Below are 26,582 nucleotides of genomic sequence, written 5' to 3' on the forward strand. Positions count from 1 at the left end.
CCCGGTGTTGCTGCGGGATTTGAGCCCACCCTGCTGCAACCGGTCTGCAGGCACCCGGCCCTGATCCGCGCAGCCGATCCCACCGCACCCGCTTACTGCAGCGGACGCCGCCTCAGCGGGCTGGAGCGCGGGAAATGGGCCTGCAGGAACTCCATCTGATCCGCCAGGACACGGCGTCCCTGCAGGTAGATGTACTCGGCATGGGTGGGCACGAAGGGCACGGCCAGCAACTGCATGCCCGCCTGTTCCGGGGTGTGTCCCGCCTTATGGTTGTTGCAGCGCTTGCAGGCGGTGACCACGTTGACCCAGTGATCCGCCCCGCCCTGGCTCAGGGGCGTGACATGATCCCGGGACAGGTCGTGGGGCCGGAAGCGCTCGCCGCAATAGAGGCAGAGGAAGGCGTCGCGCCGGAACAGGGCCGCATTGTTCAGGGGAGGCACGTAGCCACCGTGGATGGCCTTGTTGGTGCCATGGGTGGCGAGGATGGAGTTCACCTCCACCACGCTGCGCCGCCCGGTGCGGGCATTGATGCCGCCATGCACGCGGTAGAGCACCGAGCCGCAGGCATAGGCCACCTGCCCGGCGTGGTAGAGCCGCACGGCCTGCTGATAGTTGATCCATTCCATCGGCATGCCGGAGGCATCGGTGCGCAGCACCTGCTGTGTGAGCTCGTACACCCCTCGTTCCCCCGAAAGGTTATACCGACACCCCTTGACTCTGCCCCAATCCCGGCAAGAAAGCAATTATCAAGCCGCGATCCGCCCCCGCCGCGGCCACCATGGAGGACCGCACAACCCCGCTGCGGGGGGATTTCCCGTCCATGTTCAAAGCCTTTGGAATTTCCGCTACCATGCCAGGCTTTACACGGCCACCACCCCTGCACGGGCAGACGGAGTACAGCCATGCCGATCAAACTTGCCATACCGAAAGAGACCGCCCGCGGCGAGCGGCGGGTCGCCCTGGATCCCTCGGTGGCGGCCCGGTTCGCCCAGACGGGCATCGAGGTGCTTCTCCAGAAAGGGGCGGGCAACGAGGCCCACTTCCCGGACGAGGCCTACACCGAGGCCCGCGTGGTGGAAGACGCCAAGGCGCTCCTGGGTGAGGCGGACATCGTGGTGAAGGTGGCCCCCCCCACGGTGGAAGAGGTCAACCAGATGAAGGACGGGGCCCTGATGGCGGGGTTCTTCCACGCCCACAAACATACCGACGTGGTCCAGGCGCTGCAGAAGAAGAAGATCACCGCCTTCGCCATGGAGCTGATCCCGCGCATCTCCCGCGCCCAGAGCATGGACGCCCTCTCCTCCCAGGCTGCGGTGGGCGGCTACAAGGCCGCGCTCATGGGGGCCGACCTGTCCTGCCGCTTCTTCCCCATGCTCACCACCGCCGCCGGCACCATCCGCCCCGCCAAGGTGGTGGTCATCGGCGCCGGCGTGGCCGGGCTGCAGGCCATCGCCACCGCCCGCCGCCTGGGGGCCCTGGTGGAGGCCTACGACGTGCGTTCCGCCACCCGGGAGCAGGTGGAGTCCCTGGGGGCCCGTTTCATCGACCTGGGCGTGCAGGCCGAGGGCGAGGGGGGCTACGCCCGCGAACTCACCGACGAGGAGAAGGCGCAGCAGCAGGAGGCCCTGGCGCAACATGTGGCCCAGGCGGATGTGCTCATCACCACCGCCGCCGTGCCCGGCCGCCAGGCGCCGGTGCTCATCCCCCAGAAGATGGTCTCGGGCATGAAGCCCGGGGCGGTGATCATCGACCTGGCGGCGGAGAGCGGCGGCAACTGCGAGCTCACCAAGCCGGGCAAGACCGTCACCCGCGGCGGCGTGACCATCCACGGCCCCGAGAACGTGGCCAGCCAGGTGGCCCTGCACGCCAGCGAGATGTACGCCAAGAATCTGTTCAACTTCCTCACCCCCATGCTGCCCGAGGGCCGGCTGGAGCTGAACTGGGACGATGAGGTCATCGCCCAGAGCTGCCTCACCCACGAAGGGGCCATCCGGCATGAGGCGACCCGCAGCCTGATCGAAGGAGCCAAGTCATGATCGAGGGTTTTGTCGCACTCTACATCTTCATGCTCGCGGCCTTCACCGGCTACGAGGTGATCTCCAAGGTGCCGGTGATCCTGCACACGCCGCTCATGTCCGGCTCCAACTTCGTCCACGGCATCGTCCTGGTGGGCACCATGGTGGCCCTGGGCCATGCCGAGACCGGCATGCAGCAGCTGGTGGGCTTCGTCGCCGTGATCCTGGCGGCGGGCAACGCCGTGGGCGGGTATGTGGTGACCGAACGCATGCTCGAGATGTTCAAGAGCAGCAAGGGGAATCAGTAAATGAGCTTCATCATCAATCTCGCCTACTTCGCGGCGGCGGTGCTGTTCATCGTCGGCCTCAAGCAGATGGCCTCCCCGGTCACCGCCCGGCGCGGCATCGTCTGGGCCGGCTGGGGCATGGTGCTGGCCACCGTGGTCACCTTCCTGCACCCCGAGGTGGTGGGCTTTGTCAATTACCTGCTCATCCTCCTGGGGATCGGCATCGGCGGCAGCCTGGCCTGGTACACGGGCAAGCGGGTGGCCATGACCGACATGCCGCAGATGATCGCCCTGTACAACGGCATGGGGGGCGGCGCCGCCGCCGGCATCGGCATCGTGGCCCTGATGCAGGCCGACACCCTGGCCTGGACCACGCAGTTCATCGCCGTGCTGGGGATCATCATCGGCTCGGTGGCCTTCTCCGGGTCGCTGATCGCCTTCGCCAAGCTCCAGGGGCTCATCAAGAAGTCCATCCGCTTCGACCGTCAGCAGAAGATCAACCTGGGGGTCCTGGGGGGCACCCTGCTGCTGGGCCTGATCATCGCCTTCAGCGGCAGCCAGGTGAATGGCACCCTGTTGCTGCTGTTCGTGCTCCTGGCCCTGGCCTTCGGCGTGCTCATGACCATCCCCATCGGCGGCGCCGACATGCCGGTGATCATCTCCCTGTACAACGCCCTCACCGGCCTGGCCGTGGGCTTCAAGGGGCTGGTGCTGGACAACGCCGCGCTGATGATCGCCGGGGTGGTGGTGGGCTCCGCCGGCACCCTGCTCACCCAGCTCATGGCCAAGGCCATGAACCGGCCCCTGTCCAACGTGCTGTTCTCCCAGTTCGGCGAGACCGCCACGGAGGAACAGGGTGAGATCACCGGCACCCTCAAGCCCATCGAGGCCTCCGATGCCGGCATCATGATGGCCTACGCCAACAAGGTGATCATCGTCCCGGGCTACGGCATGGCGGTGGCCCAGGCGCAGCACAAGATCTGGGAACTCACCCAGCGCCTGCAGGAACGGGGCGTGGACGTGAAGTTCGCCATCCACCCGGTGGCGGGGCGCATGCCCGGGCACATGAACGTGCTCCTGGCCGAGGCCGGCGTGCCCTACGACCTCATCTACGACCTGGACGAGATCAACACCGAGTTCAAGACGGCGGACGTGGCCGTGGTCATCGGGGCCAATGACGTAGTCAACCCCGTGGCCCGCACCAACCCGGAAAGCCCCATCTACGGCATGCCCATCCTCAACGTGGACGAGGCCAAGAACGTCATCGTCATCAAGCGAGGCAAGGGGGCCGGCTTCTCCGGGGTGGAGAACCACCTTTTCTACGCCGACAACACCCGTATGCTCTACGGCGATGGCCAGAAGGTGGCCGGGGAACTGGTGGCGGCGGTCAAGGGACTGGGCTGACCCCACCCTGCCCTCGCCAACCTGAAGCACGCAGCGCCCGGGCCCAGCCCGGGCGTTTTGCGTTGGACGTGACCCTCGGCAGATGCGTGCCGCAGGGAGGCGGCGTGCATGCAGCCCCGCAGGGACGTGTCCACGGCGTCCCCACTCGGCCGGATCAGGGGGTCCGTGTCGCCCGTGGCGGGTGTGCGCCGCAGGGAGGCGGCGCGCAAGCCTACAGGGAGGTATTCACTGCGTCCCGCCACGGGCGACACGGACCCCCAGCCCCCCACAGGCAAATTGAATCAGATCCGGGAAGGCGCCCGCTGGGCCATCCCCTCCAGGTTCTCCCGCGCCAGGCGCTGCCCCAGCTCGATCACCGGGCGCGCACGGTGAAACTCGTGGATCATGCACACGTTCTTGGGCACGCTGATCACCAGATCGGGCCGGAAGACCGCCAGGTGCTGACGGGTGATGGCCGCCTGCATGGTATCCAAGGAGCGCATGAGCACCTCCGACAAGGCCATGCCCTCCGCCGCCCTGGGGGAGCCCTCCCCCCCCAGGGACTCCACATAGCCCCGCATCCGCTCCAGCAGACCCTGACGGTCTTCCTCCCCCTCCCCTTCCCCTGAACCGGCCTGCGCCCCATCCTCGGTCTCCGGCGCCGGACCGTTCACGTCCACCACGATGGTGAGATCCGTGAAGGTGCGCAGGGTCGGGGCCACGGGCACGGGGTTGAGCAGCCCGCCATCCACCAGGGTGCGCCCCTGGTAGCGGTGGGGCGTGAACACCGCCGGGATGGCAATGGAGGCGCGGATGGCATCGAACAGCGAACCCTCGCTCATCCACACCTCCCGCCCCCGCTCGATATCCACCGCCACGGCGGTGAAATGGATGGGCAGGTGCTCGATATCCCGTTCCCCCACCAGATCGCGAAGCTTGCGGATCAGCTTGTCGCCCCGGATCAGACCGCCGCCGGCGAAGCTCCAGTCCAGCAGGCCGAGCACATCCGACTGGCTCAGGCCCTGCACCCAGTCGGCATAGGTCTCCAGCTCCCCCAGGGCATAGATGCCCCCCACCAGCGCCCCCATGGAACTCCCGGCAATGGCACGCACCTCGTAGCCCCGGGCCTCCAGTTCACGGATCACGCCGATATGGGCCAGCCCCCGGGCGCCTCCGGAACCCAGCACCAGGGACACGGTGCGCGCCTGGGTGCGCACGGGGTTCTTATTGCGTTTTTTCATCAAGGACACTGAAAGCCTCCAAAGGAGACGCAGAGAAAGGAAGCCAGAGCATAACCCGGCGCCGGCAAGGCCGTCAGCGCTCGGGTCTTGCCCGTACCGTGGACTCCCCTACACTGGATCCATTCCCAGCCAAGGACCCCCTCACCATGCGCCGCACCCTCCGCCTTCTTCTGCTCCCCCTGCTACTGCCCCTGGCCCCGATGCTGGCGGCCCAGGAGGCGGAACCCTGGAAGGCGCTGGATCGGACCCAATGGGCGCAGGTACGCACACAACTGGCCGCCGCCACCGAGGCCCTGGGTCCGATGCTGCGGGCCATCGACACCGAGGACGCCGAACGCTGGCTGGCGCAAAGCCCCGAGGAACAACTCGCCGCCCAGGCGGAGGCGGCGGAAGGACCCGCAAAGCCCCTCTGGACCCAGGCCCTGGAGGTGGAACGAGCGTCGATCCAGCGCATCCAGGGTGCACTGGAACGGGCCGAGGCGGCCCGGGCACTGCCCCGCGCCCTGGAAGAGACCTCGCGCCGGCTGCAACGGGAGCTCCCCCCGCTCCTGGAACCGGTGCCCGCGGAACGGACCATCAGCGAATTGGAAGAGACCTGGACGCAGCTGTCCCGCCAACGCGAGCGGGCCGCGCTGGAACTGGGGCAGCGCCAGGCCACGCTGGAGGGGCTGCGGGAACAGCTCAAGGCTCAGTCGATCCCCTTGGAACCGCCCCGGGGGCAGCCGGAAGCCCCCCCGGCATCCATACCGAACCCCGGGGATGACCCTGCCCTGGAAGAGGCCCGGGCGGCCCTGGAGGCGGCGCAACAGCGCCAGGCCTCCGCCCGGCTCATCGCCGCGCAACTGGACGCCCAGAGCCTCCCGCCCCGGGTGCGGGCCCTGGACGCCTTGACCCGCGCCCTGGCCCTGGAACGGAACTGGCTCAATGCCCGCATCGCCCAAGTGGAACAGGAGATCAACGACCGTTCCAGCGAGGAGTTGCGCGCCCTGCGGGAGGAATTGGCCTGGCTGCTGGAGCGGGAACCGGATGCCGACTCGCGCTTCCCGGAGGAGATCCGGTCCCTACGGGAGCGCTTCGATCGCATCGCCCGCACCCAGACACGCATCCGCCAGCTACAGGAAGAGCGGGCTCGCTACGCCCGCATCGAGGAGGACCTGCGCCAGACCCTGGCCAACGTACGCGAACGCCTGGAGGTGAGCGGCCTCACCCAGGCCCTGGGGGGGCTCTTCCTGGAGGAGCAAAGGCGCCTGAGGGATCTGGAGGAATTGCGTTTCACGGTCACGGCCATCGAGCAGGAGATCACCGAATCCCGCCTGCGCGGCATCTCCCTACGGGAGGCCCTGGCCACCGCCCAGCCATCCGGGCTGGAACCGGCCCAGGCACAGCTGCGGTCGCTGCGCCAACAGGCCCTGGAGAGCCAGTTACAGGCGGAACAGACCCTCACCGCCCAACTGCAGCAGGCGGACGCGCATCTGCGCGCCGCCATCCGGCTACTGGACGAGCTGCAGCAGATCCTGCGGGAGACCCTGCTGTGGTGGCCCAGCCATGTCCCCGTGGGCAAGGACTGGGCCCTGGCCGTGCCGGTGGCCGTGGTGGCCCTGTTCGAACCCGACTCCTGGAAAGAACTCGGGAGGGCCCTGGTGGCCGTCACCTGGGGCAGCCCCATTCCAACCCTGCTCACCCTCCTGGGGGTGGGCGCCCTGCTGGCCTGGGGTCGCGGCACCCCGGCGCGGCTGGCGGAACTGGCCCGTCAGACCGAGCACCGTTTCACGGACCACATCCGGCTCACCTTCCGGGCCCTGGGCTGGAGCCTGATCCGTGCCCTGCCCATCCCCACCCTGCTCATGGCCACCGCCCTGCGCCTGCAGGCCCTGCCGGAAGCGGGCTACGGCGTGGAAATCCTGGGGACCATGCTCTTCAGCGCCGCCGTCTGGTGGCTGGCGGGTCACCTGTTGCTCCTGTTCACCCGCAGCGACGGCGTGGGCGTGGCCCATTTCGGCTGGCCGGAACTCCTGTTGCACCGGGTACGCCGGGACCTCACCTGGTTCCTCCCGGCGCAACTGCTGCTCATCCTCTTCCTGGCCCTGGCCTTCGGTCACCCCGAGGAGGCGGTGTTCAACGTCTTCGGCCGCCTGGGGCTGCTGGCCGCCGCCGTCCTGGTGGGTCTCCTGGGCTGGCGGCTGCTGGCCCCGCCGCCCAAGGGGGCCCGGCCCCTGCTGGAGGAACGCAAGCGCCGTTTCCTGAGACTGCTCATCCTCGCCGCCATCCTGGCCCTGGTGCTGCTGTGCCTGGGGGGGTATCTGCTCACCGTGGGGGAACTCCTGGACCGCATCGTCGACACCGCCGTGGTCCTGGGGGCGGTATGGCTGGCCCACAGCCTGGCCGCCCGCGCCTTGATCCTGAGCGAGACCCGTCTGCTCATCCGTCGCATGCGGGAACAACGGGCCAAGGCCGCGGGTGAGAGCACCGCCGGGGCCGAGGGCGGCCTGGACCTGCCGGAGCGCCACCTGAGCCTGGAAGACGTGAACCAGCAGACCCGCACCCTGCTGCATGTCATCACCGGAGGCGGTGTGTTCATCGCCCTGTTCTGGGTCTGGTCGGACATGCTCCCGGCCCTCACCTGGCTGGACGGGGTCACCCTCTGGTCCCGCAGCATCCAGGTGGACGGCACGGAGGTGCTCAGCCGCGTCAGCCTGCAGGATTTCTTCATGGCGATCTTCCTGGGCATCCTCTTTACCCTGGCGGCGCGCAACCTGCCTGGCCTGGTGGAGATCCTGCTGGCGCGCAGCACACGCATGGATGCCGCCGGGCGCTACACCGTCACCATGCTGCTGCGCTATCTCATGGCGGTGATCGCGGTGGTGAGCGTATTCTCCCTGCTGGGACTGCGCTGGAGTGAGCTGCAGTGGATGGTGGCCGCCCTCACCCTGGGCCTGGGCTTTGGCCTGCAGGAGGTGGTGGCCAACTTCGTCTCCGGGCTCATCGTCCTCCTGGAACGGCCCGTGCGCGTGGGGGATACGGTCACCATCGGTGAGTACAGCGGCACCGTGGCCCGGATCCGCACCCGGGCCACTACCATCATCGATTGGGATAATAAGGAGGTGGTGGTCCCCAACAAGAACTTTATCACCGAACGTCTCATCAACTGGACCCTTTCGGACACCACCACGCGCGTGGTCATTCCCGTCGGTGTCAGTTATGATTCGGACGTGGACAAGGTCCGGGAGAAGCTCCTGGAGGTGGCCGCAAAGGACCCCCATGTCATGGATGATCCGGCCCCGTCCGTGTACTTCCTGCGGTTCGGGAACAGTACCCTCGATTTCGAGTTGCGGGTATATGTAAACCAGCTCAGGGACCGGCTGGACACCATCAGCGACCTCCACACGGCCATCATCAAGTGCTTCCGCCGGGAGGGGATCGAGATCGCCTTCCCGCAGATGGACCTGCACGTGCGCGACCTGGCCCAAAGCCCCGGCACGCACACGGCCCCCGGGGAGCTCCCCGGGCAAACGGGCACCCCGGACGGGGGATGATGCGGTCGGGCTGAACATGGGCCTACCCGCTCCCGAACCCCTGGGAACGCCATCAGTCCAATGGGGGATGCAGTGGCCCCCGCGGGGTCGGGCCGGGATCATACCGCGCGCCCTGACCCCGCGAGCCACGGTGTGGACCCACCGGGAAGGACCCCGAAACGGGCGCATCGCGTACCTCAATCGGCGCTCGATGTGCTGGATTGTCGCCAAAACAGTCCTTCACCCCTGGCGCTGAACGCGCTTTGGCATTAATCTCCCAAGCCCGCCGGGATGGGGCGCCTTGCCGCGGCCCCGGGGTGGGCGCGCCCGGCCCGCCCGCAGAACACCGGCGCCCCACGCCGAATCGCCGCGGACACCGGCCAGCGACCAGTAATCAGCGAGGTCAACGATGAGTTTTCATGCCTTACCGCCCAAGCAGGGCCTATACGATCCCGCTCACGAACATGACGCCTGCGGTGTCGGCTTCGTGTGCCATATCAAGAACCAGAAGAGCCACCGGATCGTCGAGCAGGGCCTTCAGATCCTGGAGCGGATCAACCACCGGGGCGCCGTGGGTGCCGACCCCAAGGCGGGGGACGGCGCCGGCATCCTGGTGCAGATCCCCGATGACTTCTTCCGGGCGCAGGTGGATTTCCCGCTGCCCGAGGTGGGCGCCTACGGCGTGGCCATGATCTTCCTCTCCCAGGAGGCGGGGCTGCGCGCGCGCATGGAGGAGATCATCGAACGGCATGTGCGCGAAGGCGGACAGCAACTGCTGGGCTGGCGCGACGTGCCCGTGGACAACAGCGACCTGGGTGAGAGCGTGATCCCCACCGAGCCGGTGGTGCGCCAGCTCTTCATTGGCCGGGGTGAAAACTGCCCGGACCAGGACAGTTTCGAGCGCAAGCTGTTCGTCATCCGCAAGCGCATCGACAACGCCGTGCGCGATGCCGGCCACGATTTCGGCGCCTGCTACATCGCCTCCATGTCCTCGCGCATCGTCACCTACAAGGGCATGCTGCTGGCGGGCCAGGTGGGCCAGTACTACCGGGACCTGCAGGAAGAGACCTTCGTCTCCGCCCTGGCCCTGGTGCACCAGCGCTTCTCCACCAACACCTTCCCCACCTGGGACCTGGCGCAGCCGTTTCGCATGATCTGCCACAACGGCGAGATCAACACCCTGCGCGGCAACGTGAACTGGATGGCGGCCCGCCGCCACACCATGCGCTCCCAGATCCTGGGGGACGACCTGGACACCATCTGGCCCCTGATCCCCGAGGGCCAGTCCGACTCCGCCTGCTTCGACAACGCCCTGGAACTTCTGGTGATGGGCGGCTATTCCCTGGCCCACGCCATGATGGTGCTCATCCCCGAGGCCTGGTCCGGCAACCACCTCATGGACGAGAAGCGGCGCACCTTCTATGAATACCACGCCGCCCTCATGGAACCCTGGGACGGCCCCGCCGCCATGGCCTTCACCGACGGCCGCCAGATCGGCGCCACCCTGGACCGCAACGGCCTGCGTCCGGCCCGCTACCTGGTCACCGACGACGACCTGGTGATCATGGGCTCGGAGATGGGCGTGCTGGATATCCCCGAGGAGCGCATCATCAAGAAGTGGCGCCTGCAGCCGGGCCGCATGCTGCTCATCGACCTGGAACAGGGCCGCATCATCAGCGATGACGAGGTCAAGACCCAGCTGGCCGAGGCCCGCCCCTACGGCGAATGGCTGAAACAGACCCAGATCCGCCTGGAGGACCTGCCCAGCGGCGTGGGCCCCATGGCCCCCGACGACGCCACCCTGCTGGACCACCAGCAGGCCTTCGGCTACACCCAGGAGGATCTGAAGTTCCTGCTCACCCCCATGGTCCTCTCCGGCCAGGAGGCGGTGGGCTCCATGGGCGCGGACAACCCGCCCTCGGTGCTGTCCAACCGGCCCCGGCACCTGTCCACCTACTTCAAGCAGAACTTCGCCCAGGTGACCAACCCCGCCATCGACCCCATCCGTGAGGAACTGGTGATGTCGCTGGTGTGCATGATCGGTCCCCGGCCGAACCTGCTGGGTGGGGACGAGACCGGCCAGCACTGGCGCCTGGAGACCCCCCAGCCGGTGCTCACCAACCAGGACCTGGAGCGCATCCGCCACATCGAGTACAACTCCGGCGGGGCCTTCCGCACCCATACCCTGGACGTGTGCTACCCGGCCGCGGAAGGGGCCGAAGGCATGGCCCCGGCCCTGGAGCGGCTGTGCGCCAAGGCGGAGCAGGCGGTGCTGGATGGCTACAACATCCTCATCCTCTCCGACCGGGACACCAACTGCGACCGGGTGGCCATCCCCATGCTGCTGGCCACCTCGGCGGTGCACCATCACCTCATCGACAAGGGCCTGCGCACCAGTTCCGGCCTGGTGGTGGAGACGGGTTCCGCCCTGGAGGTGCATCACTTCGCCACGCTGCAGGGCTACGGCGCCGAGGCCATCAACCCCTATCTGGCCTTCGATACCATCCAGTCGGTACTGCACCACCTGCCGGAGAAACTCACCTTCGAGGAGGCGCAGCGGCGCTACATCAAGGCCGTGGGCAAGGGGCTGCTCAAGGTCATGTCCAAGATGGGCATCTCCACCCTGGCCTCCTACTGCGGCGCCCAGATCTTCGACGCCGTGGGCCTGAATTCCGGCTTCGTGGACCGCTACTTCACCGGCACCGTGAGCCGTGTGGAGGGGATCGGCCTGGACCAGGTGGCCGAAGAGACCGTGCGCTGGCACCGGCAGGCCTTTGGCAACGCCGAGATCTACCGCGACCAGCTGGACGTGGGCGGTGACTATGCCTTCCGTCTGCGGGGGGAGGACCACGTCTGGACCCCGGACACCATCGCCAAGCTGCAGCATGCCACCAAGGCCAACGACGCCGGCACCTTCGAGGAATTCTCGCGCCTGGTGAACGAGCAGACCCAGCGCCTGCTCACCTTCCGCGGCCTCATGGACTTCCATTTCGCCGACCGGGAGGTCCCCCTGGAGGAGGTGGAACCGGCCAAGGAGATCGTCAAGCGCTTCGCCACCGGGGCCATGTCCTTCGGCGCCATCTCCCAGGAGGCCCACGCCACCCTGGCCGAGGCCATGAACGCCATCGGCGGCAAGTCCAACACCGGTGAGGGCGGCGAGGAACCGGAACGCTTCCTGCCTCTGGAGGACGGGCGCCCCAATCCGCAGCGCTCCGCCATCAAGCAGGTGGCCTCCGGGCGTTTCGGGGTCACCACCGAGTACCTGGTGAACGGCGACGAGATCCAGATCAAGATCGCCCAGGGGGCCAAGCCCGGCGAGGGCGGCCAGCTGCCCGGACACAAGGTGAATGCCCAGATCGCCCGGGTGCGCCACTCCACCCCCGGCGTGGGCCTGATCTCGCCGCCGCCCCACCACGACATCTACTCCATCGAGGACCTGGCGCAGCTGATCCACGACCTGAAAAACGCGAACCCCAAGGCGCGGATCTCGGTCAAGCTGGTGTCCGAGGTGGGGGTGGGCACCGTGGCCGCCGGGGTCTCCAAGGCCCATGCGGACCACATCACCATCGCCGGCTACGACGGCGGCACCGGGGCCAGCCCGCTGACCTCCATCAAGCATGCCGGCAGCCCCTGGGAGATCGGCCTGGCGGAGACCCAACAGACCCTGGTGCTCAACCGCCTGCGCGGCCGCGTCTCACTGCAGGTGGACGGCGGCCTGCGCACCGGCCGGGACGTGGTCATCGGCGCCCTGCTGGGGGCCGATGAGTTCGGTTTTGCCACGGCGCCGCTGATCGTCGAGGGCTGCATCATGATGCGCAAGTGCCACCTCAACACCTGCCCGGTGGGCGTGGCCACCCAGGATCCGGAACTGCGCCGCCGCTTCACCGGCAAGCCCGAATACGTCATCAACTACTTCTTCTTCGTGGCCGAGGAGGTGCGCCGCCTCATGGCCAAGCTGGGCTTCCGCACCATGGACGAGATGATCGGCCGCTCGGACCGCCTGGAGATGCGCCACGCCATCGACCACTGGAAGGCCAAGGGGCTGGACTTCTCCCGCATCCTGGCCCGGCCGAAGGTGGGGGAGGACGTGGCCATCCGCAACTGCGAACTGCAGGACCACGGCCTGGACAAGGCCCTGGATCACCAGTTGATCCAGCAGGCCCAGCCGGCCCTGGAGGAAGGCAAGCCGGTGCGCATCGAGGCGCAGATCCGCAACTACCACCGCACCGTGGGCACCATGCTCTCGGGCCGGGTGGCCGAGCGCTACGGCCACGCGGGCCTGCCGGACGACACCATCTACATCCGTGCCACGGGCACCGGCGGCCAGTCCTTCGGCGCCTGGCTGGCCAAGGGCATCACCATCGAGATGGAGGGCGAGGCCAACGACTACGTGGGCAAGGGCCTCTCCGGCGGGCGCATCATCATCTACCCGCCGGCCCGCTCGGCCATCGACAAGGCGGAGGAGAACATCATCGTCGGCAACACCGTGCTCTACGGGGCCATCAATGGCGAGGTCTTCTTCCGCGGTGTGGCGGGCGAGCGCTTCTGCGTGCGCAACTCCGGCGCCACCGCGGTGGTGGAAGGCGTGGGCGACCACGGCTGTGAGTACATGACCGGCGGCATCATGGTCTGCCTCGGCCCCACGGGGCGCAACTTCGCGGCCGGGATGTCCGGCGGCATCGCCTACGTGCTGGACGAGGACGGGCGCTTCGCCGACCGCTGCAACCAGGCCATGGTGGAACTGGAGCCCATCGCCGCCGAGGACGCGGCCCTGGAGTCCTGGGATCACCAGGGCGGCGACCTGGAGACCCACGGCCAGGTGGACCTGAGCCGGGATATGACCCGTTTCGACGCCCAGCGCCTCAAGGGTCTGATCCAGCGCCACCTGGAGTACACCGGATCCACCCGCGCCCGGGAGATCCTGGACGACTGGGAGACCTGGCTGCCGCGTTTCGTGAAGGTGATGCCGGTGGATTACCGCCGCGCCCTGACCGAACTGCAGGGCAAGCAGTGCCGTCCGCCGCAGCCCAACAAGCCGCCCAAGGCCCACCTGACCAAGGGGAACACCATCCATGGGTAAGCCAACCGGATTCTTGGAATACGACCGTCGCGACCGGCGCTACCAGCCAGTGGCCGACCGTGTGGTGCACTACCGTGAGTTCGTCATCCCGCTGTCGGCGGACCAGGTGCGCGAACAGGGGGCCCGCTGCATGGACTGCGGCATCCCCTTCTGCCACCAGGGTTGTCCGGTGAACAACCTCATCCCCGACTGGAACGACCTGGTCTACCGGGACGACTGGAAGCGGGCCATCGAGGTGCTGCACTCCACCAACAACTTCCCGGAGTTCACCGGACGCATCTGCCCCGCCCCGTGCGAGGAGGCCTGCACCCTGAACCTGGACGACACCCCGGTGACCATCAAGACCATCGAGTGCGCCATCGTGGACCGGGCCTGGGAGGAGGGCTGGATCCGGCCCCAGGTGGCCCAGCGCCGCACCGGCAAGCACGTGGCCGTGGTGGGGTCCGGCCCCGCCGGGCTGGCCTGCGCCCAGCAGCTGGCCCGGGCCGGCCACAACGTGGATGTCTACGAGAAGGCCGACCGCATCGGCGGCCTGCTGCGCTACGGCATCCCCGACTTCAAGATGGAAAAGCACCACATCGACCGGCGCATCGCCCAGATGCGCACCGAAGGGGTGCAGTTCCACACCCTGACCCATGTGGGGGTGGACCTGCCCGTCTCCCGGCTGCAATCGGACTACGATGCCCTGGTGCTGGCCGGTGGCTCGGAACATCCCCGGGACCTGCCCGTGCCCGGGCGCGAGCTGGAAGGCGTGCACTTCGCCATGGACTTCCTGGTGCGCAACAGCAAGCGGGTGCAGGGGGTACATGTCCCCTACGAGGACTTCATCAGCGCCCAGGACAAGCACGTGCTGGTGATCGGTGGCGGCGACACCGGCTCCGACTGCATCGGCACCTCCATCCGCCATGGCGCCCGCAGCGTCACCCAGGTGGAGATCATGGACCGGCCGCCGGAGAAGCCCAACAAGGGCCTCACCTGGCCCGAATGGCCCCAGCGCATGCGCAACTCCAGCTCCCATGAGGAGGGCTGCGAGCGCATGTGGAACATCGCCACCAAGGCCTTCATCGACGACGGCAACGGCCGGGTGAAGGCCGCCCGGGTGGTCACCGTGCAGTGGGAGAAAGGGGCCGACGGCCGCATGCAGATGCAGGAGGTGCCGGGGACGGAGCGGGAGATCCGCTGTGACCTGGTGCTCCTGGCCATGGGCTTCGTGCACCCGGTGCACGAGGGCATGCTGGCCCAGCTGCAGGAGGGTTCCGGCCTGGAACTGGACCCCCGGGGCAACATCCAGGGCAGTACCGAAGGGGAGAAGGCCTACCACACCAGTGTGGACGGGGTCTTCGCCGCTGGCGACATGCGCCGGGGGCAGTCCCTGGTGGTGTGGGCCATCCGCGAGGGGCGCCAGTGCGCCCACGCCGTGGACCAATGGCTCATGGGGCATACGGACCTGCCCCGCTAGCACCCGGCGGACCGTTCCCGATCCCTGACCGGGAGGAGCGCACTCCGCGAAGAAAGGCCCCCACCCGCTCCCGCGGTTGGGGGCCTTTTCATTTGGACGCCCGCCCACGCTCGGGGGAGAATGATCCCTGCCCATCCCCATCCCGGAGGTACCCGTCATGCCCAGTCCCCAAGGCAGCGTCCACGACTTCGAGGCCCTGGACATCCAGGGCCGCAACCGCCCCCTCTCGGAGTTCGCGGGCCGCGTCCTGCTCATCGTCAACGTGGCCAGCCAATGCGGCTTCACCCGCCAGTACGCCGGCCTGCAGGACCTGTACCGGCGCTTCCACGACCGGGGCTTCGAGATCCTGGCCTTTCCCTGCAACCAGTTCGGCAACCAGGAACCCGGGGACGCGGCCCAGATCGGGGAGTTCTGCAGCACCCGCTTCGGTGTCAGCTTTCCCCTGTTCGCCAAGATCGACGTCAACGGGGATGGGGCCCATCCCCTGTTCCGGCACCTGAAGGCGGCCGCCCCGGGGCTCATGGGCCTCAAGGGCATCAAGTGGAACTTCACCAAGTTCCTGGTGGACCGCCACGGCCGCGTCCTCCGGCGCTATGCCCCCAACACCCCGCCCGAGCAGTTGGCCGGGGACATCGAGCGGCTGCTGCAGGCCCCGGCCGACTGAGGCCCACCCGCCCCTGGATGCGCGCGCCGGGGTCCACGGGGTAGGCTTGGCATCCGGCGCGCGGATGCGTCATAGTCATAGTGGGACTATGAATTGCACGATCACCTCATAACGAACCGGCGGTCGGCCCTGCCCGGGGCGGGGGACCCCGTGCGGCAGATCACCACCCAAGGGGAGTTCCATCCATGTCCATGCAACGCCGTGATTTCCTCAAGACCGGCCTGGCCGGCGGGGCCATCCTCGGTGCCCCGGCCATCGTCAAGGCACAGGAGCGCTTCAACTGGCGCATGACCACCACCTGGCCCGCCGGACTGCCCTTCTTCCAGACCGGTCCCGGCAGCGCCACGGACTTCGCCCGGCGGGTGGAGGAGATGTCCGACGGCCGCATCCGCATTCGCGTCTATTCCGGGGGCGAACTGGTGCCCCCCTTCGAGGGCTTCGGCGCCGCCTCCTCCGGCCGCCAGGTGCAGTTGCACCACGGCTGCGCCTACTACTGGGCCGGCAAGTCCTTCGCCGCCCAGTACTTCACCTCCGTGCCCTTCGGCATGACCTTCCAGGGCCACAACGCCTGGCTCAACGAGGGGGGCGGCTATGAGCTCTACCAGGAGGTCTACGAGCCCTTCGACTTGGTGCCCCTGGTGGTGGGCTGTACCGGGGTGCAGCCCATGGGCTGGTTCCGTGAACCGGTGGAGAGCCTCAAGGACTTCCAGGGCCTGAACATCCGCATGCCCGGTCTGGCGGGCGAGATCTACAATGGCATTGGCGCCAACGCCCGCCTGCTGCCCGGCGGGGAGCTCTTCGCCGCCCTGGAACGCGGGGCCATCGACGCCGCGGAATGGGTGGGACCCTATTCCGACCGGGAGCTGGGCCTGCACCGGGCCGCCAAGTACTACTATTCCTCCGGCTGGCACGAGGCGGCCACCAGCACCGAGGTGGTGATCAACCGCCGCGTCTGGGACTCCCTGCCCAAGGACCTGCAGGCCATCGTGCGCAACGCCGCCGCGGCCTGCAACATCACCTCCCACATGTGGCTGGAGGCGCACAACGCCGACGCCCTGGACGACCTGGTGAACAATCACGGGGTGCAGTTCGGCCCCGTACCCGACGACGTCATCCAGGCCCTGCTGGAGGCCACCAAGGACATCCTCAGCGACAAGGCGGCGGAGGATCCCCTGGTACGCCGGGTCCACGAGAGCTACTTCCGCTTCAAGGCCCGCCACGACCGCTGGCAGGCCAACTCGGAGACCATGTTCCAGACCCAGATCCGGGATCTGGGTCACAAGATCCTCACCTGACCCCACACCACCCGGCCCCATCCATCCGCCCCGGCCTGCCGGGGCGGACACCCTCCCCCGTTGCCACACCGCAGGCTCCCTGGGCGAGGGGCTCACCGGGGCCGGACAAGCCCATCCTGATCGCCGATACCAGAGTCTCCCATGCCCAGACCCTTGCTCCGTATCGAACGTACCCTGGACCGGGTCACCCGCTTCGCCGGGGGGATCTCGGCCGTCGCCATGGCGGCCATGATCCTGCTGGTCTTTGGCAACATGGTGGCCCGCTACCTCTTTGGCATGGGCGCGGTATGGCTGCAGGAACTGGAATGGTACCTGCTCGCCCTCACCGCCATGACCGGCATCAGCTACGCCATGCGCAGCGACGAACACGTGCGCGTGGATGTCTTCTCCCATCGCCTGAGCCGCACCGGCCGGCTCTGGCTGGATTTTTTCACCATGCTGGCCGTGGCCCTGCCGGTATCGGGGCTGATCCTCTACTACACCTGGCCCTTTGTGGTGACCTCCTACCGACTGGGGGAGACCACCCCCAACGCCAACGGCATGCCCTGGTTGTTCCTGCCCAAAGCGATGATCCTGGTGGGCTTCGTCTTCATCGTCCTGGAGGCCCTGCGCCAGGTCCTGAGCAAGGGCCGCCGCCTGGTGTTCCACTACCGCCGCCGTGGCGGCCATGCCGAAGGAGGCCCGCGCCATGCCGCTTGAAACCATCGCCCTGATGATGGTGGTCGCCTTTTTCGTCCTGGTGCTCACCGGGATGCCGGTGGCCTTCGCCATCGCCGCCGTGGGGTTTGTCTTCGGCTTCATCGGCTTCGACGGCTGGCTGTTTGAACTCTTGCCGTCCCGCATCTTCGGTTCCATCACCAACTACACCCTGCTGGCCATCCCCCTGTTCGTGTTCATGGGGGTGATGCTGGACAAGACCCGGGTGGCCCACCGCATGCTGGAGGTCATCGGCCATGCCAGCGGCGCCCTGCCCGGGGGCATGGCCCTGGCGGTGATCCTGGTGGGGGTGCTCATGGGGGCGGCCACGGGCATCGTGGGGGCCGCCATCGTCACCCTCACCCTCATGGCCCTGCCCACCCTGCTGCGGCGCGGCTACAAACCCACGGTGGCCTGCGGCACCATCTGCGCCTCGGGCACCCTGGGGCAGATCATCCCCCCCAGCCTGGTGCTGCTGGTGCTGGCGGACACCATGAACCTGTCCGTGGGCAGCCTCTTCGCCGCCGCCCTGATCCCCGGCCTGCTGCTGGCGGGGATGTACGTGGTCTACCTGCTGATCCTGGCCTGGTTCAATTCCGCCGATGTCCCCGCCCTGGACGCCAAGGAGCGGGCGGCCATGAGCACCGGGCAGCTGATCCGTGACCTGTTCACCTCCGTGCTCCCCCCCCTGGGGCTGGTGCTGGCGGTCCTTGGGGCCATCATCGGCGGCATCGCCGCCCCCACGGAGGCGGCCGCCGTGGGCGCCGTGGGCGCCGCGGTCCTGGCGGCCCTCATGGGGCGCCTCTCCCGCCCGGTACTGGTGGACGCCCTGACCACCTCCGTGCGCATCAACGCCATGGTCTTCTTCGTGCTCATCGCCAGCCAGGTGTTCGCCCTGGCCTTCCGGGGCCTGGACGGGGAATTCCTGGTGGAAGCGGTGGTGGACTGGATCCCGGGCGGGGCCTACGGGACCCTGATGTTCATGATGCTGCTGATCTTCCTGCTGGGATTCTTCCTGGAGTGGATCCAGATCACCTACATCGTGGTCCCCCTGTTCATGCCCTTCTTCGCCGCAAACCCGGAATTCTCCCCGGTATGGCTGGCCATCCTCGTGGCCATGAACCTGCAGACCTCCTTCCTGACCCCCCCCTTTGGCTGGTCCCTGATCTTCATGAAGGGCGTGGCCCCGCCGGAGATCCGTACGGTGGAGATCTACAAGGGCGCGGTCCCCTTCGTGCTCATCCAGTTGCTGGCCCTGGGGCTGATCATCACCTTCCCGGGCATCGCCCTGTGGCTCCCGGAGGCCATCGGCTGGTAAGAAGCGAGCCGGGGAAGGATGAGGGATACACGGCGCCCCGGTGCGGGAGGATGCGCAGATGCGCCGCCGGGTGGCCCTTGCGGAGCCGGGTGTCGACCGCAGGGATGCGGTCGTACCAGCCTCCAGGGATGGATACACGGCGTCCCGGCGCAGCAAGGGCCACCCGGCGGCAGGCAACACCCGGCACCAACCGCCCGTACCGCACCCCTTCAGTCGAGGAAGAAGATCAGCGTGGTCACCGCCCCCACCAGGACGATGCCATGGTGCAGGACCCGCGGCGGCAGCCATCGCCCCAGACGCGCCCCCGCCAGGCCCCCCAGGACGGCCGCCAGTGCCATGGGCGGGAACTGCGCCCAGGACACTGCCCCACCCAGGGCATAGATCACGACGGCGATCAGCGTCAGCACTGCCGACAGCAGATTCTTCAGGCCGTTGGCCGCATTCAGATCCTCCACCCCCAGCAAGCGGAAGGCGGCCAGCATGACGATCCCCATGCCGCCATTGAAATAACCCCCATAGCCACACACCCCCAGGACCGCCGCGCGCCCCCAGCCCCCCGGCCGGCCAGGACGGCGCGCCGGGGCGCGGTTCAACCGCGGGCCCAGGGCGAACAGCAACGTGGCCGCCAGCAGCAACCAGGGCACGATGATGCCGAAGGCCGCATCGGAGGTGGCCAGCAGCAAGAACGCCCCCAGGGCCCCGCCCACACCCCCCAACAGGATCACACCCACCAGGGTGAGACCCGCCGGGGCCCGGATCAGATCCCGGCAGGCCCATGCGCTGGCCAGGTACCCCGGCAGCAGCGCCGCCGTGCCCGTGGCATTGGCCGCCACCGGGGGCACACCGGTAAACACCAGGGCCGGCAGGGTGAGAAAACTCCCGCCCCCCGCCAGGGCGTTGAGTACGCCGGCCAGGAAGGCAGCGATGATGAGCAGGCTCAGGCTAACGGGTTCCAGCGGCATGGGAGGACTCCGGTGGGTGCATCTCACCGCCGCACCCCCCATGGGCATGCAGCCAGCGCAGGATCGCCTCCCCATGGGCGGCGAACCCCTCGGGATCATTATGCCCCACGCCGAGGAGCCCCATCAGCCGCGTCCCTGGCCGGGCACGGGCCAGGACACGGCCATGCCAGGGGGGCACCACCGTATCCTCCAGACCATGGACCAGCAGTACCGGAACCCGGATGCGGGCAATGGTGGTGCGCGGGGCGATGGCATCGAAACGATGGCCGATGAACCATTCCACCGCCCGCTTGATGAACCAGCCCATGGGCCAAACGGGGATGCCCCGCTGCCGCAGCCACTGATCCATTACCGGTTCCGGGTGGGAGAAGGCGGCCAGACTGATCACGGCGCGCAGGTCCGGGGTGCGCGAGGCGGCCAGCAGCGCCGCGCCCGCCCCCACGGAATGGCCCAGGAGGATGAAATTCCCCCATCCCCGGCCCCGCAGATCCGCCAGTACCGCCTCCGCATCCTCGGCGAAACGCGGCAGGGAGGCGAAACCATCATCCTCGCTGCGGCCATGGCAACGGGCATCGAAGACCACGGCATTCAACCCCCACTCCAGGATCCGGGGCACCATGAACAACAGATGGGACCCGTTGGCCCCCCAACCATGCACCATCACCACCACCGGTGCCCCGGGATGGGGCAGATGATAACGGGCATACAACCGCCGCCCATGACGGCCTGGCACCCAGACCGGGTCGCCATGCAGCCCCAGACGCTCCGGGGCATCCACCCATTCCCGGTGACGGATGCGGAAGGCCCGCAGCAGCCAGCTCCGCAGCCCGATCCCAAGGAGGATGAACACCGCCATCATCGCAAGGATCATCCAGCCCCAGTTCATCCCGCTTCCATCCCTTTACTCCCCATACCATCCGGCGGTCTGCGCTCGATGCCGTTTACCCTCAACCCGGGACGGCGATCACGCCATCCCGCAGCCGGCGCGTGAAGGGTACACGCCGCGCCGCGGCAATGGTAATCTAACCCTATCAGCCCAGGCGTCATCCCCCCTGATGGGGACGGGCCCCATAACCGCCCCTTCTCCCCCGATACAAAGGGGCCCCCGGCCGGGCCGCCCGCCGTTCCAACGCGGGCCACACATCCATCCAAGCATCCGTGGAGGACGCCGCCAAAGGCCCCTGCCCGTGGACCCGGATCCCCGATCCGCCGGCTTACGGACCGGTCTGCGGCCCATTCCGATGCGGTCATGCGGCGCCCACCCGGGCGCGGGCTGCAGTACCTGGAACCATACCCGTTGTACGGAATGAACCGATGCCCCTGACACGACGCCGCTTCAACCAATCGCTCCTCGCTGGGCTCGGGACGCTGGCCTCTCCGGGTCTGCTCGCCGCCCTGGTGGAGGGTCAGGACTGGGCGCGGCTGCAACACCCGCTCTCCCCCCCCTCCGAAGGCCCCATCGAAGTACTGGAATTCTTCTCCTACGGTTGCCCCCATTGCGGCCGCCTCAACCAGGTGCTGCCCCCGTGGCTGGAACGGCTGCCGCAGGATGTGACCTTCCGGCGTGTGCCCGTCACCTTCGGCCGTTCCAGCTGGGAGACCCTGGCCCGGCTCTACTACACCCTGAAGGCCACCGGCCACCTGGAGGACCTGGACGCCGCGGTGTTCACGGCGCTGCATGAAGAGGAGCGCCCGCTGTTCCAAGAGGCGGAGCTCAAGGCCTGGGTGGAGGCGCAAGGGGTGGATGCGGCGGAATTCGAGGCCGTGTTCCATTCCGCCTCCGTACGCGCGCAGGTATCCCGGGGCGATCGCCTGCAGTCCCGGCTGGGGATTCGCAGCGTACCCGGCCTGGTGGTGGACGGGCGCTACCGGGTCCTGGGACGCCGCGCCACCCGCTACGAGGATCTGCTGGAGATCACGGACGGCCTCATCCGCCGCGCCCGTAGCCACCGAGGGAACGGGGGCTGACCCCTATACCGGACATACCGCCGCACGCACGCACCGGCGCGTGCGGGTTTCGTTCTCACCATCCGTTGCACAACCACACATGACACGATTGCCATGACAGACGCCCAATCCACATCCCCACGCCGACGGCTGCAGACCCTTTTGGCCATTCCCGAGAGCGAACGCACCGAGGAACAGTGGGACGAGATCAATGAACTGGAGATCTCGCTGGCCCCGGTGAATCAGAAGGACGCCCCGGAACCGGGGCCGCGCAAGGCGACGGCCCAGGCATCCCGTGGCGCGGCGCGCCAGCCCCGCTCGGCTGGAAACGGCCGCCGCAAGGGGGTGGGCAAGAAGATGCCCCCCGGGGCCAAGGGAGGCAACAATAAGGCGGGGGCATCCCGTCGCGGCGTCACCGAGCCGTGAGGGCATGCAGCGGGGCCAGGATCACCTCGGCCCCGAAGAGGAGCCTTCCATCCCCCATGATCCCCAGGCAACGATGTCGCTGCCGATCGATGGCGGCCCCTGCCAGGCCCCGCTCCGGCGCCAGGAGGCTTGCCTCATCCACCAGGATATGCAGGCAGTCGTTGCTGCGCAGACTCCGCGCCACGCGCTGATCCACGCTGATGTGGTGGGCCGTGTACACCAGCGGATCGGCGTAAAAATCAAACCCCTGTGCATCCGCCCGTTCCAGCAGGGCGCAGGAGAGCATCGATACCGGGACCATATCCGGGAAATTGATGCGATGTTCGATCTCATCGAAATACCAGGCCTGATCTGCCAGGGAGGCGGAGATCAGGTTCTTGGCGTTGCCGTTCATCATGTACTTGCGTTTGTGGAACCAGCCATCGGACCCGAGCGTCATGCGGTCCCCGGCGGCGGTCACCTCCGTGACGCCCAGACCGGTCTGGGCCAGGCCCTCCCGGAATACCGGGCAACTGGCCTCGCGCCCATCCCGGACGCTGCCCATGAGCACCATCCCCCCGGCCTTGCGCATGATCACCCGATTGCTCAGCAGGGGATGCCCCGCCTCGTCCCGACCCTGACGCGTGGGCCGCACCTGCACCTGGAAAGGTTCCCCAGGGCGCAGTACGTCGGCAAAGGTGAACTGGTAGTTGCGCAGGACCGCCCCGGACCCATCCGCATCGGACCCGGACCGCTCCAGGGTGACCAGATACTCGGCGAGGCATTCCAGCTGGAACCCCAGCACGATGGGTCCGCCGAAGGGATTGCCCCGGATACGTTGCCAGCGGGTGCTGTCGTGGAAGGGGTTGAAGTCGTCGCTGGCGTTGCGCGCCACGTCCACGTGGATCTGCTGGAAGGTCCGCCAGGTCTCCCCGGCGGGCAAGGGCACCGTCACCGCACTCATCCCACCTCCCTCCTCGGCTCAAGGCGGGATCGGCCCGCCCGTTTCAGCAACGCGCCCGGCTGATGCGCAGCACCTCGGGGACCCGCCGCAAGCGGCGCATCATATCCGCCAGGTGCTTGCGGTCACGCACACTCAGGGTGAACGTGATGGTACTGACCTGGCCATCGCGTTCATCGAACGAGACGTTCTCGATATTGGAGCCCATGTCGGCGATGACCGCCGCCAGGCTGGCCAGCACCCCCCGCTTGTTGGCGGTCTGCACCCGGATGGCGGCGGCGTATTCCTGCTCCACCTCGTCGGACCAGGCCACCGGGACCCACTTATCGGGCCGGTCCCGGTACTCGGCCACGTTGCGGCACTTGTCGCGGTGGATCACCAGACCGCGCCCCGCGCTCATGACACCGACGATGGGGTCCCCGGGGATGGGATGGCAACACTTGGCGAAGGACAGCACCATGCCTTCGGTCCCCTTCACCGCCAGGGGACGCTCTTGGCGGCCGGGAGGGATCTCCCGCTCACTGCCGGCGGGATCCCCATCCTCCCGGCACAGGCGGCGTGCCACCAGGGCGGCCATGCGGTTGCCCAGGCCCACGTCCCCCAGCAGGGTCTCCTGATCCGGCAGCTGGAGTTCCGCCAGCAGGGCCCGCATCCGCGCCTCCTCCACCTCTTCAAGGCGGATACCATAGGCTGAGAAGAGGGTCTTATCCAGCAAACGGCGCCCCAGATCCGCGGCCTCGTTCTGCTGCAGATTCTTGAGATAATGGCGAATGGCGGTGCGGGCCTTGCCGGTGACGACAAAGTCCAGCCAGGCGGGATTGGGACGTGCGCCGGGTGCGGTGACGATCTCCACCGTACGGCCGCTTTCCAGCCGGGTGGACAGGGGAGCCAGGCGGCGGTCGATCTTGGCGGCCACGCAGGTATTGCCCACATCCGAGTGCACCGCATAGGCGAAATCCACCGCCGTGGCCCCCCGGGGCAGCTCCATGATCTCGCCCCGGGGGGTGAAGATGTAGACCTCCTCGGGGAAGAGATCCACCTTCACGTTCTCCAAAAACTCCATGGAGTTGCCCGCTGCCTGCTGGATCTCCAGCACCCCCTTGAGCCACTCCCGGGCCCGGGCCTGGGCCGTGGCGGAATGGCGGTCCCCGGCCTTGTAGAGCCAGTGGGCGGCGATCCCGCTCTCGGCCACGCGGTCCATCTCCTCGGTACGGATCTGCACCTCGATGGGGATGCCGTGGGGACCGAAGAGCACGGTGTGCAGGCTCTGGTAGCCGTTGGCCTTGGGGATGGCGATGTAGTCCTTGAAGCGACCGGGCACCGGCTTATAGAGGTTGTGCACCACGCCCAGGGCGCGGTAGCAGGCATCCACGTCCTCCACCACGATGCGGATGGCGTAGACGTCGAACACCTCCTCGAAGGAGAGCTGCTTCTGCTGCATCTTGCGGTAGATGCTGAAGAGATTCTTCTCCCTGCCGACGATGCGCGAGACGATGCCCGCCTCTTCCATTCGCGCACAGATGGCCGCCTCGATCTTCTGCATCACCTCCTTGCGGTGGCCCCGGGCACGGCCGACGGCCTCCTGCAGGACCCGGTAACGCAAAGGGTGGTAGGCGGCGAACCCCAGCACCTCCAGTTCGCGGCGCATGGCATTCATCCCCAGGCGCTGGGCGATGGGGGCGTAGATCTCCAGGGTCTCGCGGGCGATGCGCCGGCCCTTGTCGGGGCGCAGGGCACCCAGGGTACGCATGTTGTGCAGCCGGTCCGCCAGCTTCACCAGGATCACCCGCAGGTCGCGGGTGATGGCCAGCATCATCTTGCGGAAGTTCTCCGCCTGCGCCTCGGCCCGGGAGCGGAACTTCAGGTGGGTCAGCTTGGAGACACCATCCACCAGTTCGGCCACGTCCTGGCCGAACTCCTCGGCGATGCGTTCCTTGCTGATATGGGTATCCTCCATGACGTCATGGAGGATGGCGGCGATGATGCTCTTGTGGTCCATCCGCATCTCGGCCATGGTCTTGGCCACGGCCAGGGGATGGACGATGTAGGGATCTCCGCTCAGTCGGGTCTGGCCCGCATGGGCCTCGGCACCGAAGAGATAGGCACGGTAGACCTCCCGTACCTGCTCCGGTTCCAGGTAGGTCTCCAGATAGGCACACAGATCGGAGGCAATGAACCGGGTATTGTCCAGTGTCGAGTTGCTGCCGGGGATCGTGCTGGGGAGTGCGCTTTCAACCATGGGTTATGCGTGAGTCCAGACCGGCCCCGGACGGACCCTGACCGGAGACGCCCCCCGTTTCCGGCCGTGGGATGACCCGGAGGACTACTGGATCTCGGACCGCACCTCCTCTTCATTCACATGGGAGGCCTCGGCGTGCTCCCTGGCCGCCACCTCATCCAGCACCTCACGGCCCACCCGGCCCTCCGCGATCTCGCGCAGGGCCACCACGGTGGGCTTGTCGTTCTCCCACTCCAGGTGCGGCTGGGCACCGTTGGCCAATTGGCGGGCGCGCTTTGCGGCCACGAGCACCAACTGGAAGCGGTTGTCCACGTGCTGCAGGCAGTCTTCGACGGTGATACGGGCCATGCTGGATCAAGCTCCTGATGTCGTTCGCTGAAACACCCTGCGCGGCCGCCGTCGGGAGACCCCGGCGGAACCGGCCCGCCGGGCCGATGCTCTATGTTAGGGGTTTGCGGGCGTGGACGCCAGAAGATCCTCCAGTAACCTGCGGTGCATCTCCCGCTGGGTGCGGGTATGCAGACGGTTGGCGAGGAAGATGGCCTTGAGTCCCTCCAGGGCCTCTTCAAAGCGATCATTCACCACCAGGTAGTCATACTCCGGGTAGTGACTCATCTCTTGGACCGCTTCCGAGAGGCGGCGTTCGATCACCGCCTCGCTGTCCTTCCCCCTGGCCTGCAGGCGCGCCTGCAAGGCCGCCCGCGAGGGAGGAACGATGAAGATGGACTGGCATCCGGGCATGAGACGGCGCACCTGCTGCGCCCCCTGCCAGTCGATCTCCAGGATCACGTCCCGGCCCTGCTCCAGCTCCGCCTCCACGGCGCGGCGGGAGGTGCCGTAGTAATGGTCAAAGACCCGGGCATGCTCCAGAAACTGCCCGTCCTCGATCATGCCCAGGAACCGCTCGGCATCCACGAAGTGGTAATGCTGGCCGTCCACCTCCCCTTCCCGGGGAGACCGGGTGGTATGGGAGACGGAGACCACCGCGTCGGGCACGGCCTCCAGCAGGGCCGCCACCAGGCTGGTCTTGCCGGCCCCGGAGGGGGCGGAGATGATGTACAAGGTACCCCGAACCACGAAAAGCGACTCCCATTGGTTGGAACGGTATTCCCCAGACG

The 26,582-nt window shown here is 67.8% G+C and carries 20 protein-coding genes; 12 read left to right on the forward strand and 8 right to left on the reverse strand.

Annotation, left to right across the window (positions count from 1 at the left end):
• Positions 1 to 92: 92 nt before the first annotated feature.
• A complete protein-coding gene (locus BM214_RS01260; RefSeq protein WP_090483429.1) occupies positions 93 to 632 on the reverse strand; it encodes an HNH endonuclease in 540 nt (179 codons plus the stop codon).
• Between the two features lie 270 nt (positions 633 to 902).
• On the opposite strand from BM214_RS01260, the gene BM214_RS01265 reads away from it, so the two are divergent.
• The 3 genes from BM214_RS01265 to BM214_RS01275 are packed head-to-tail and all read left to right on the forward strand — an operon-like array spanning position 903 to position 3,706.
• Positions 903 to 2,036 carry a Re/Si-specific NAD(P)(+) transhydrogenase subunit alpha gene (locus BM214_RS01265; RefSeq protein ID WP_090483374.1) on the forward strand — a complete coding sequence of 378 codons (1,134 nt, stop codon included), beginning with the start codon at positions 903 to 905 and terminating at the stop codon, positions 2,034 to 2,036.
• On the forward strand, positions 2,033 to 2,323 hold the full coding sequence (locus BM214_RS01270) for an NAD(P) transhydrogenase subunit alpha part 2 (protein ID WP_090483375.1): 291 nt from the start codon (positions 2,033 to 2,035) through the stop codon (positions 2,321 to 2,323). Before BM214_RS01265 ends, BM214_RS01270 begins: the two co-directional genes overlap by 4 nt.
• Positions 2,324 to 3,706, forward strand: coding sequence for an NAD(P)(+) transhydrogenase (Re/Si-specific) subunit beta (locus BM214_RS01275; RefSeq protein ID WP_090483376.1), 1,383 nt, complete (start codon positions 2,324 to 2,326; stop codon positions 3,704 to 3,706).
• A gap of 281 nt (positions 3,707 to 3,987) precedes the next feature.
• Here BM214_RS01275 and BM214_RS01280 read toward each other — a convergent pair whose 3' ends face one another.
• A complete protein-coding gene (locus tag BM214_RS01280; RefSeq protein WP_425319142.1) occupies positions 3,988 to 4,902 on the reverse strand; it encodes a patatin-like phospholipase family protein in 915 nt (304 codons plus the stop codon).
• Between the two features lie 170 nt (positions 4,903 to 5,072).
• Between BM214_RS01280 and BM214_RS01285 the strand changes: the two genes are divergently transcribed.
• From BM214_RS01285 to BM214_RS01315, 7 genes are all read left to right on the forward strand, one after another.
• Complete coding sequence (locus BM214_RS01285; RefSeq protein ID WP_090483378.1) at positions 5,073 to 8,459, forward strand: mechanosensitive ion channel domain-containing protein; 3,387 nt, start codon at positions 5,073 to 5,075, stop codon at positions 8,457 to 8,459.
• A 388-nt stretch (positions 8,460 to 8,847) separates the two neighbouring features.
• Positions 8,848 to 13,518 carry a glutamate synthase large subunit gene (gene gltB / locus BM214_RS01290; RefSeq protein WP_090483379.1) on the forward strand — a complete coding sequence of 1,557 codons (4,671 nt, stop codon included), beginning with the start codon at positions 8,848 to 8,850 and terminating at the stop codon, positions 13,516 to 13,518.
• Positions 13,511 to 14,977: a glutamate synthase subunit beta gene (locus tag BM214_RS01295; RefSeq protein WP_090483380.1), complete on the forward strand. Its 1,467-nt coding sequence runs from the start codon at positions 13,511 to 13,513 to the stop codon at positions 14,975 to 14,977. The genes gltB and BM214_RS01295 overlap by 8 nt, the downstream gene beginning before the upstream one ends.
• A 157-nt stretch (positions 14,978 to 15,134) precedes the next feature.
• The gene (locus BM214_RS01300) at positions 15,135 to 15,641 is read left to right on the forward strand and encodes a glutathione peroxidase (RefSeq protein ID WP_090483381.1); all 507 of its coding nucleotides are present in this window, start codon (positions 15,135 to 15,137) and stop codon (positions 15,639 to 15,641) included.
• A 185-nt stretch (positions 15,642 to 15,826) separates the two neighbouring features.
• The gene (locus BM214_RS01305) at positions 15,827 to 16,936 is read left to right on the forward strand and encodes a TRAP transporter substrate-binding protein (protein ID WP_090483382.1); all 1,110 of its coding nucleotides are present in this window, start codon (positions 15,827 to 15,829) and stop codon (positions 16,934 to 16,936) included.
• Between the two features lie 141 nt (positions 16,937 to 17,077).
• Positions 17,078 to 17,635 carry a TRAP transporter small permease subunit gene (locus BM214_RS01310; protein WP_090483383.1) on the forward strand — a complete coding sequence of 186 codons (558 nt, stop codon included), beginning with the start codon at positions 17,078 to 17,080 and terminating at the stop codon, positions 17,633 to 17,635.
• Entirely contained in the window at positions 17,625 to 18,950 is a 1,326-nt protein-coding gene (locus BM214_RS01315; RefSeq protein ID WP_090483384.1) for a TRAP transporter large permease, read from the forward strand. Before BM214_RS01310 ends, BM214_RS01315 begins: the two co-directional genes overlap by 11 nt.
• 209 nt (positions 18,951 to 19,159) lie before the next feature.
• Here BM214_RS01315 and BM214_RS01320 read toward each other — a convergent pair whose 3' ends face one another.
• Positions 19,160 to 19,912, reverse strand: coding sequence for a sulfite exporter TauE/SafE family protein (locus BM214_RS01320; protein ID WP_090483385.1), 753 nt, complete (start codon positions 19,910 to 19,912; stop codon positions 19,160 to 19,162).
• Positions 19,893 to 20,783, reverse strand: a complete 891-nt coding sequence (locus tag BM214_RS01325) for an alpha/beta hydrolase (RefSeq protein WP_177217544.1) — start codon at positions 20,781 to 20,783, stop codon at positions 19,893 to 19,895. The genes BM214_RS01320 and BM214_RS01325 overlap by 20 nt, the downstream gene beginning before the upstream one ends.
• 443 nt (positions 20,784 to 21,226) lie before the next feature.
• On the opposite strand from BM214_RS01325, the gene BM214_RS01330 reads away from it, so the two are divergent.
• Together BM214_RS01330 and BM214_RS01335 are read left to right on the forward strand one after the other, a co-directional pair.
• Complete coding sequence (locus tag BM214_RS01330; RefSeq protein ID WP_090483387.1) at positions 21,227 to 21,880, forward strand: thiol:disulfide interchange protein DsbA/DsbL; 654 nt, start codon at positions 21,227 to 21,229, stop codon at positions 21,878 to 21,880.
• A gap of 93 nt (positions 21,881 to 21,973) precedes the next feature.
• Positions 21,974 to 22,285, forward strand: a complete 312-nt coding sequence (locus BM214_RS01335) for a hypothetical protein (RefSeq protein WP_090483388.1) — start codon at positions 21,974 to 21,976, stop codon at positions 22,283 to 22,285.
• Here the strand turns inward: BM214_RS01335 and BM214_RS01340 are convergent.
• The 4 genes from BM214_RS01340 to gmk all read right to left on the reverse strand — a co-directional run bounded on the left by BM214_RS01340 (position 22,272) and on the right by gmk (position 26,541).
• The gene (locus tag BM214_RS01340; protein ID WP_425319143.1) at positions 22,272 to 23,213 is read right to left on the reverse strand and encodes a hotdog family protein; all 942 of its coding nucleotides are present in this window, start codon (positions 23,211 to 23,213) and stop codon (positions 22,272 to 22,274) included. The genes BM214_RS01335 and BM214_RS01340 overlap by 14 nt on opposite strands.
• 58 nt (positions 23,214 to 23,271) lie before the next feature.
• Complete coding sequence (spoT, locus tag BM214_RS01345; protein ID WP_090483390.1) at positions 23,272 to 25,464, reverse strand: bifunctional GTP diphosphokinase/guanosine-3',5'-bis pyrophosphate 3'-pyrophosphohydrolase; 2,193 nt, start codon at positions 25,462 to 25,464, stop codon at positions 23,272 to 23,274.
• 84 nt (positions 25,465 to 25,548) lie between these two features.
• On the reverse strand, positions 25,549 to 25,812 hold the full coding sequence (rpoZ, locus tag BM214_RS01350; protein WP_090483391.1) for a DNA-directed RNA polymerase subunit omega: 264 nt from the start codon (positions 25,810 to 25,812) through the stop codon (positions 25,549 to 25,551).
• Between the two features lie 96 nt (positions 25,813 to 25,908).
• Positions 25,909 to 26,541: a guanylate kinase gene (gene gmk, locus BM214_RS01355; RefSeq protein WP_090483392.1), complete on the reverse strand. Its 633-nt coding sequence runs from the start codon at positions 26,539 to 26,541 to the stop codon at positions 25,909 to 25,911.
• Positions 26,542 to 26,582 lie beyond the last annotated feature (41 nt).

The organism is Ectothiorhodospira mobilis (assembly GCF_900114895.1).
Lineage (GTDB): Bacteria > Pseudomonadota > Gammaproteobacteria > Ectothiorhodospirales > Ectothiorhodospiraceae > Ectothiorhodospira > Ectothiorhodospira mobilis_A.

Coding starts and splice junctions, on each gene's coding strand:
- BM214_RS01265 (WP_090483374.1), top strand. CDS start 903: ATGCCGATCAAACTTGCCATACCGAAAGAGACCGCCCGCGGCGAGCGG.
- BM214_RS01320 (WP_090483385.1), bottom strand. CDS start 19,912: ATGCCGCTGGAACCCGTTAGCCTGAGCCTGCTCATCATCGCTGCCTTC.
- BM214_RS01275 (WP_090483376.1), top strand. CDS start 2,324: ATGAGCTTCATCATCAATCTCGCCTACTTCGCGGCGGCGGTGCTGTTC.
- BM214_RS01295 (WP_090483380.1), top strand. CDS start 13,511: ATGGGTAAGCCAACCGGATTCTTGGAATACGACCGTCGCGACCGGCGC.
- BM214_RS01270 (WP_090483375.1), top strand. CDS start 2,033: ATGATCGAGGGTTTTGTCGCACTCTACATCTTCATGCTCGCGGCCTTC.
- gltB (WP_090483379.1), top strand. CDS start 8,848: ATGAGTTTTCATGCCTTACCGCCCAAGCAGGGCCTATACGATCCCGCT.
- spoT (WP_090483390.1), bottom strand. CDS start 25,464: ATGGTTGAAAGCGCACTCCCCAGCACGATCCCCGGCAGCAACTCGACA.
- BM214_RS01260 (WP_090483429.1), bottom strand. CDS start 632: ATGCCGATGGAATGGATCAACTATCAGCAGGCCGTGCGGCTCTACCAC.
- rpoZ (WP_090483391.1), bottom strand. CDS start 25,812: ATGGCCCGTATCACCGTCGAAGACTGCCTGCAGCACGTGGACAACCGC.
- BM214_RS01315 (WP_090483384.1), top strand. CDS start 17,625: ATGCCGCTTGAAACCATCGCCCTGATGATGGTGGTCGCCTTTTTCGTC.
- BM214_RS01335 (WP_090483388.1), top strand. CDS start 21,974: ATGACAGACGCCCAATCCACATCCCCACGCCGACGGCTGCAGACCCTT.
- BM214_RS01305 (WP_090483382.1), top strand. CDS start 15,827: ATGTCCATGCAACGCCGTGATTTCCTCAAGACCGGCCTGGCCGGCGGG.
- BM214_RS01325 (WP_177217544.1), bottom strand. CDS start 20,783: ATGATCCTTGCGATGATGGCGGTGTTCATCCTCCTTGGGATCGGGCTG.
- BM214_RS01310 (WP_090483383.1), top strand. CDS start 17,078: ATGCCCAGACCCTTGCTCCGTATCGAACGTACCCTGGACCGGGTCACC.
- BM214_RS01330 (WP_090483387.1), top strand. CDS start 21,227: ATGCCCCTGACACGACGCCGCTTCAACCAATCGCTCCTCGCTGGGCTC.
- BM214_RS01285 (WP_090483378.1), top strand. CDS start 5,073: ATGCGCCGCACCCTCCGCCTTCTTCTGCTCCCCCTGCTACTGCCCCTG.
- BM214_RS01300 (WP_090483381.1), top strand. CDS start 15,135: ATGCCCAGTCCCCAAGGCAGCGTCCACGACTTCGAGGCCCTGGACATC.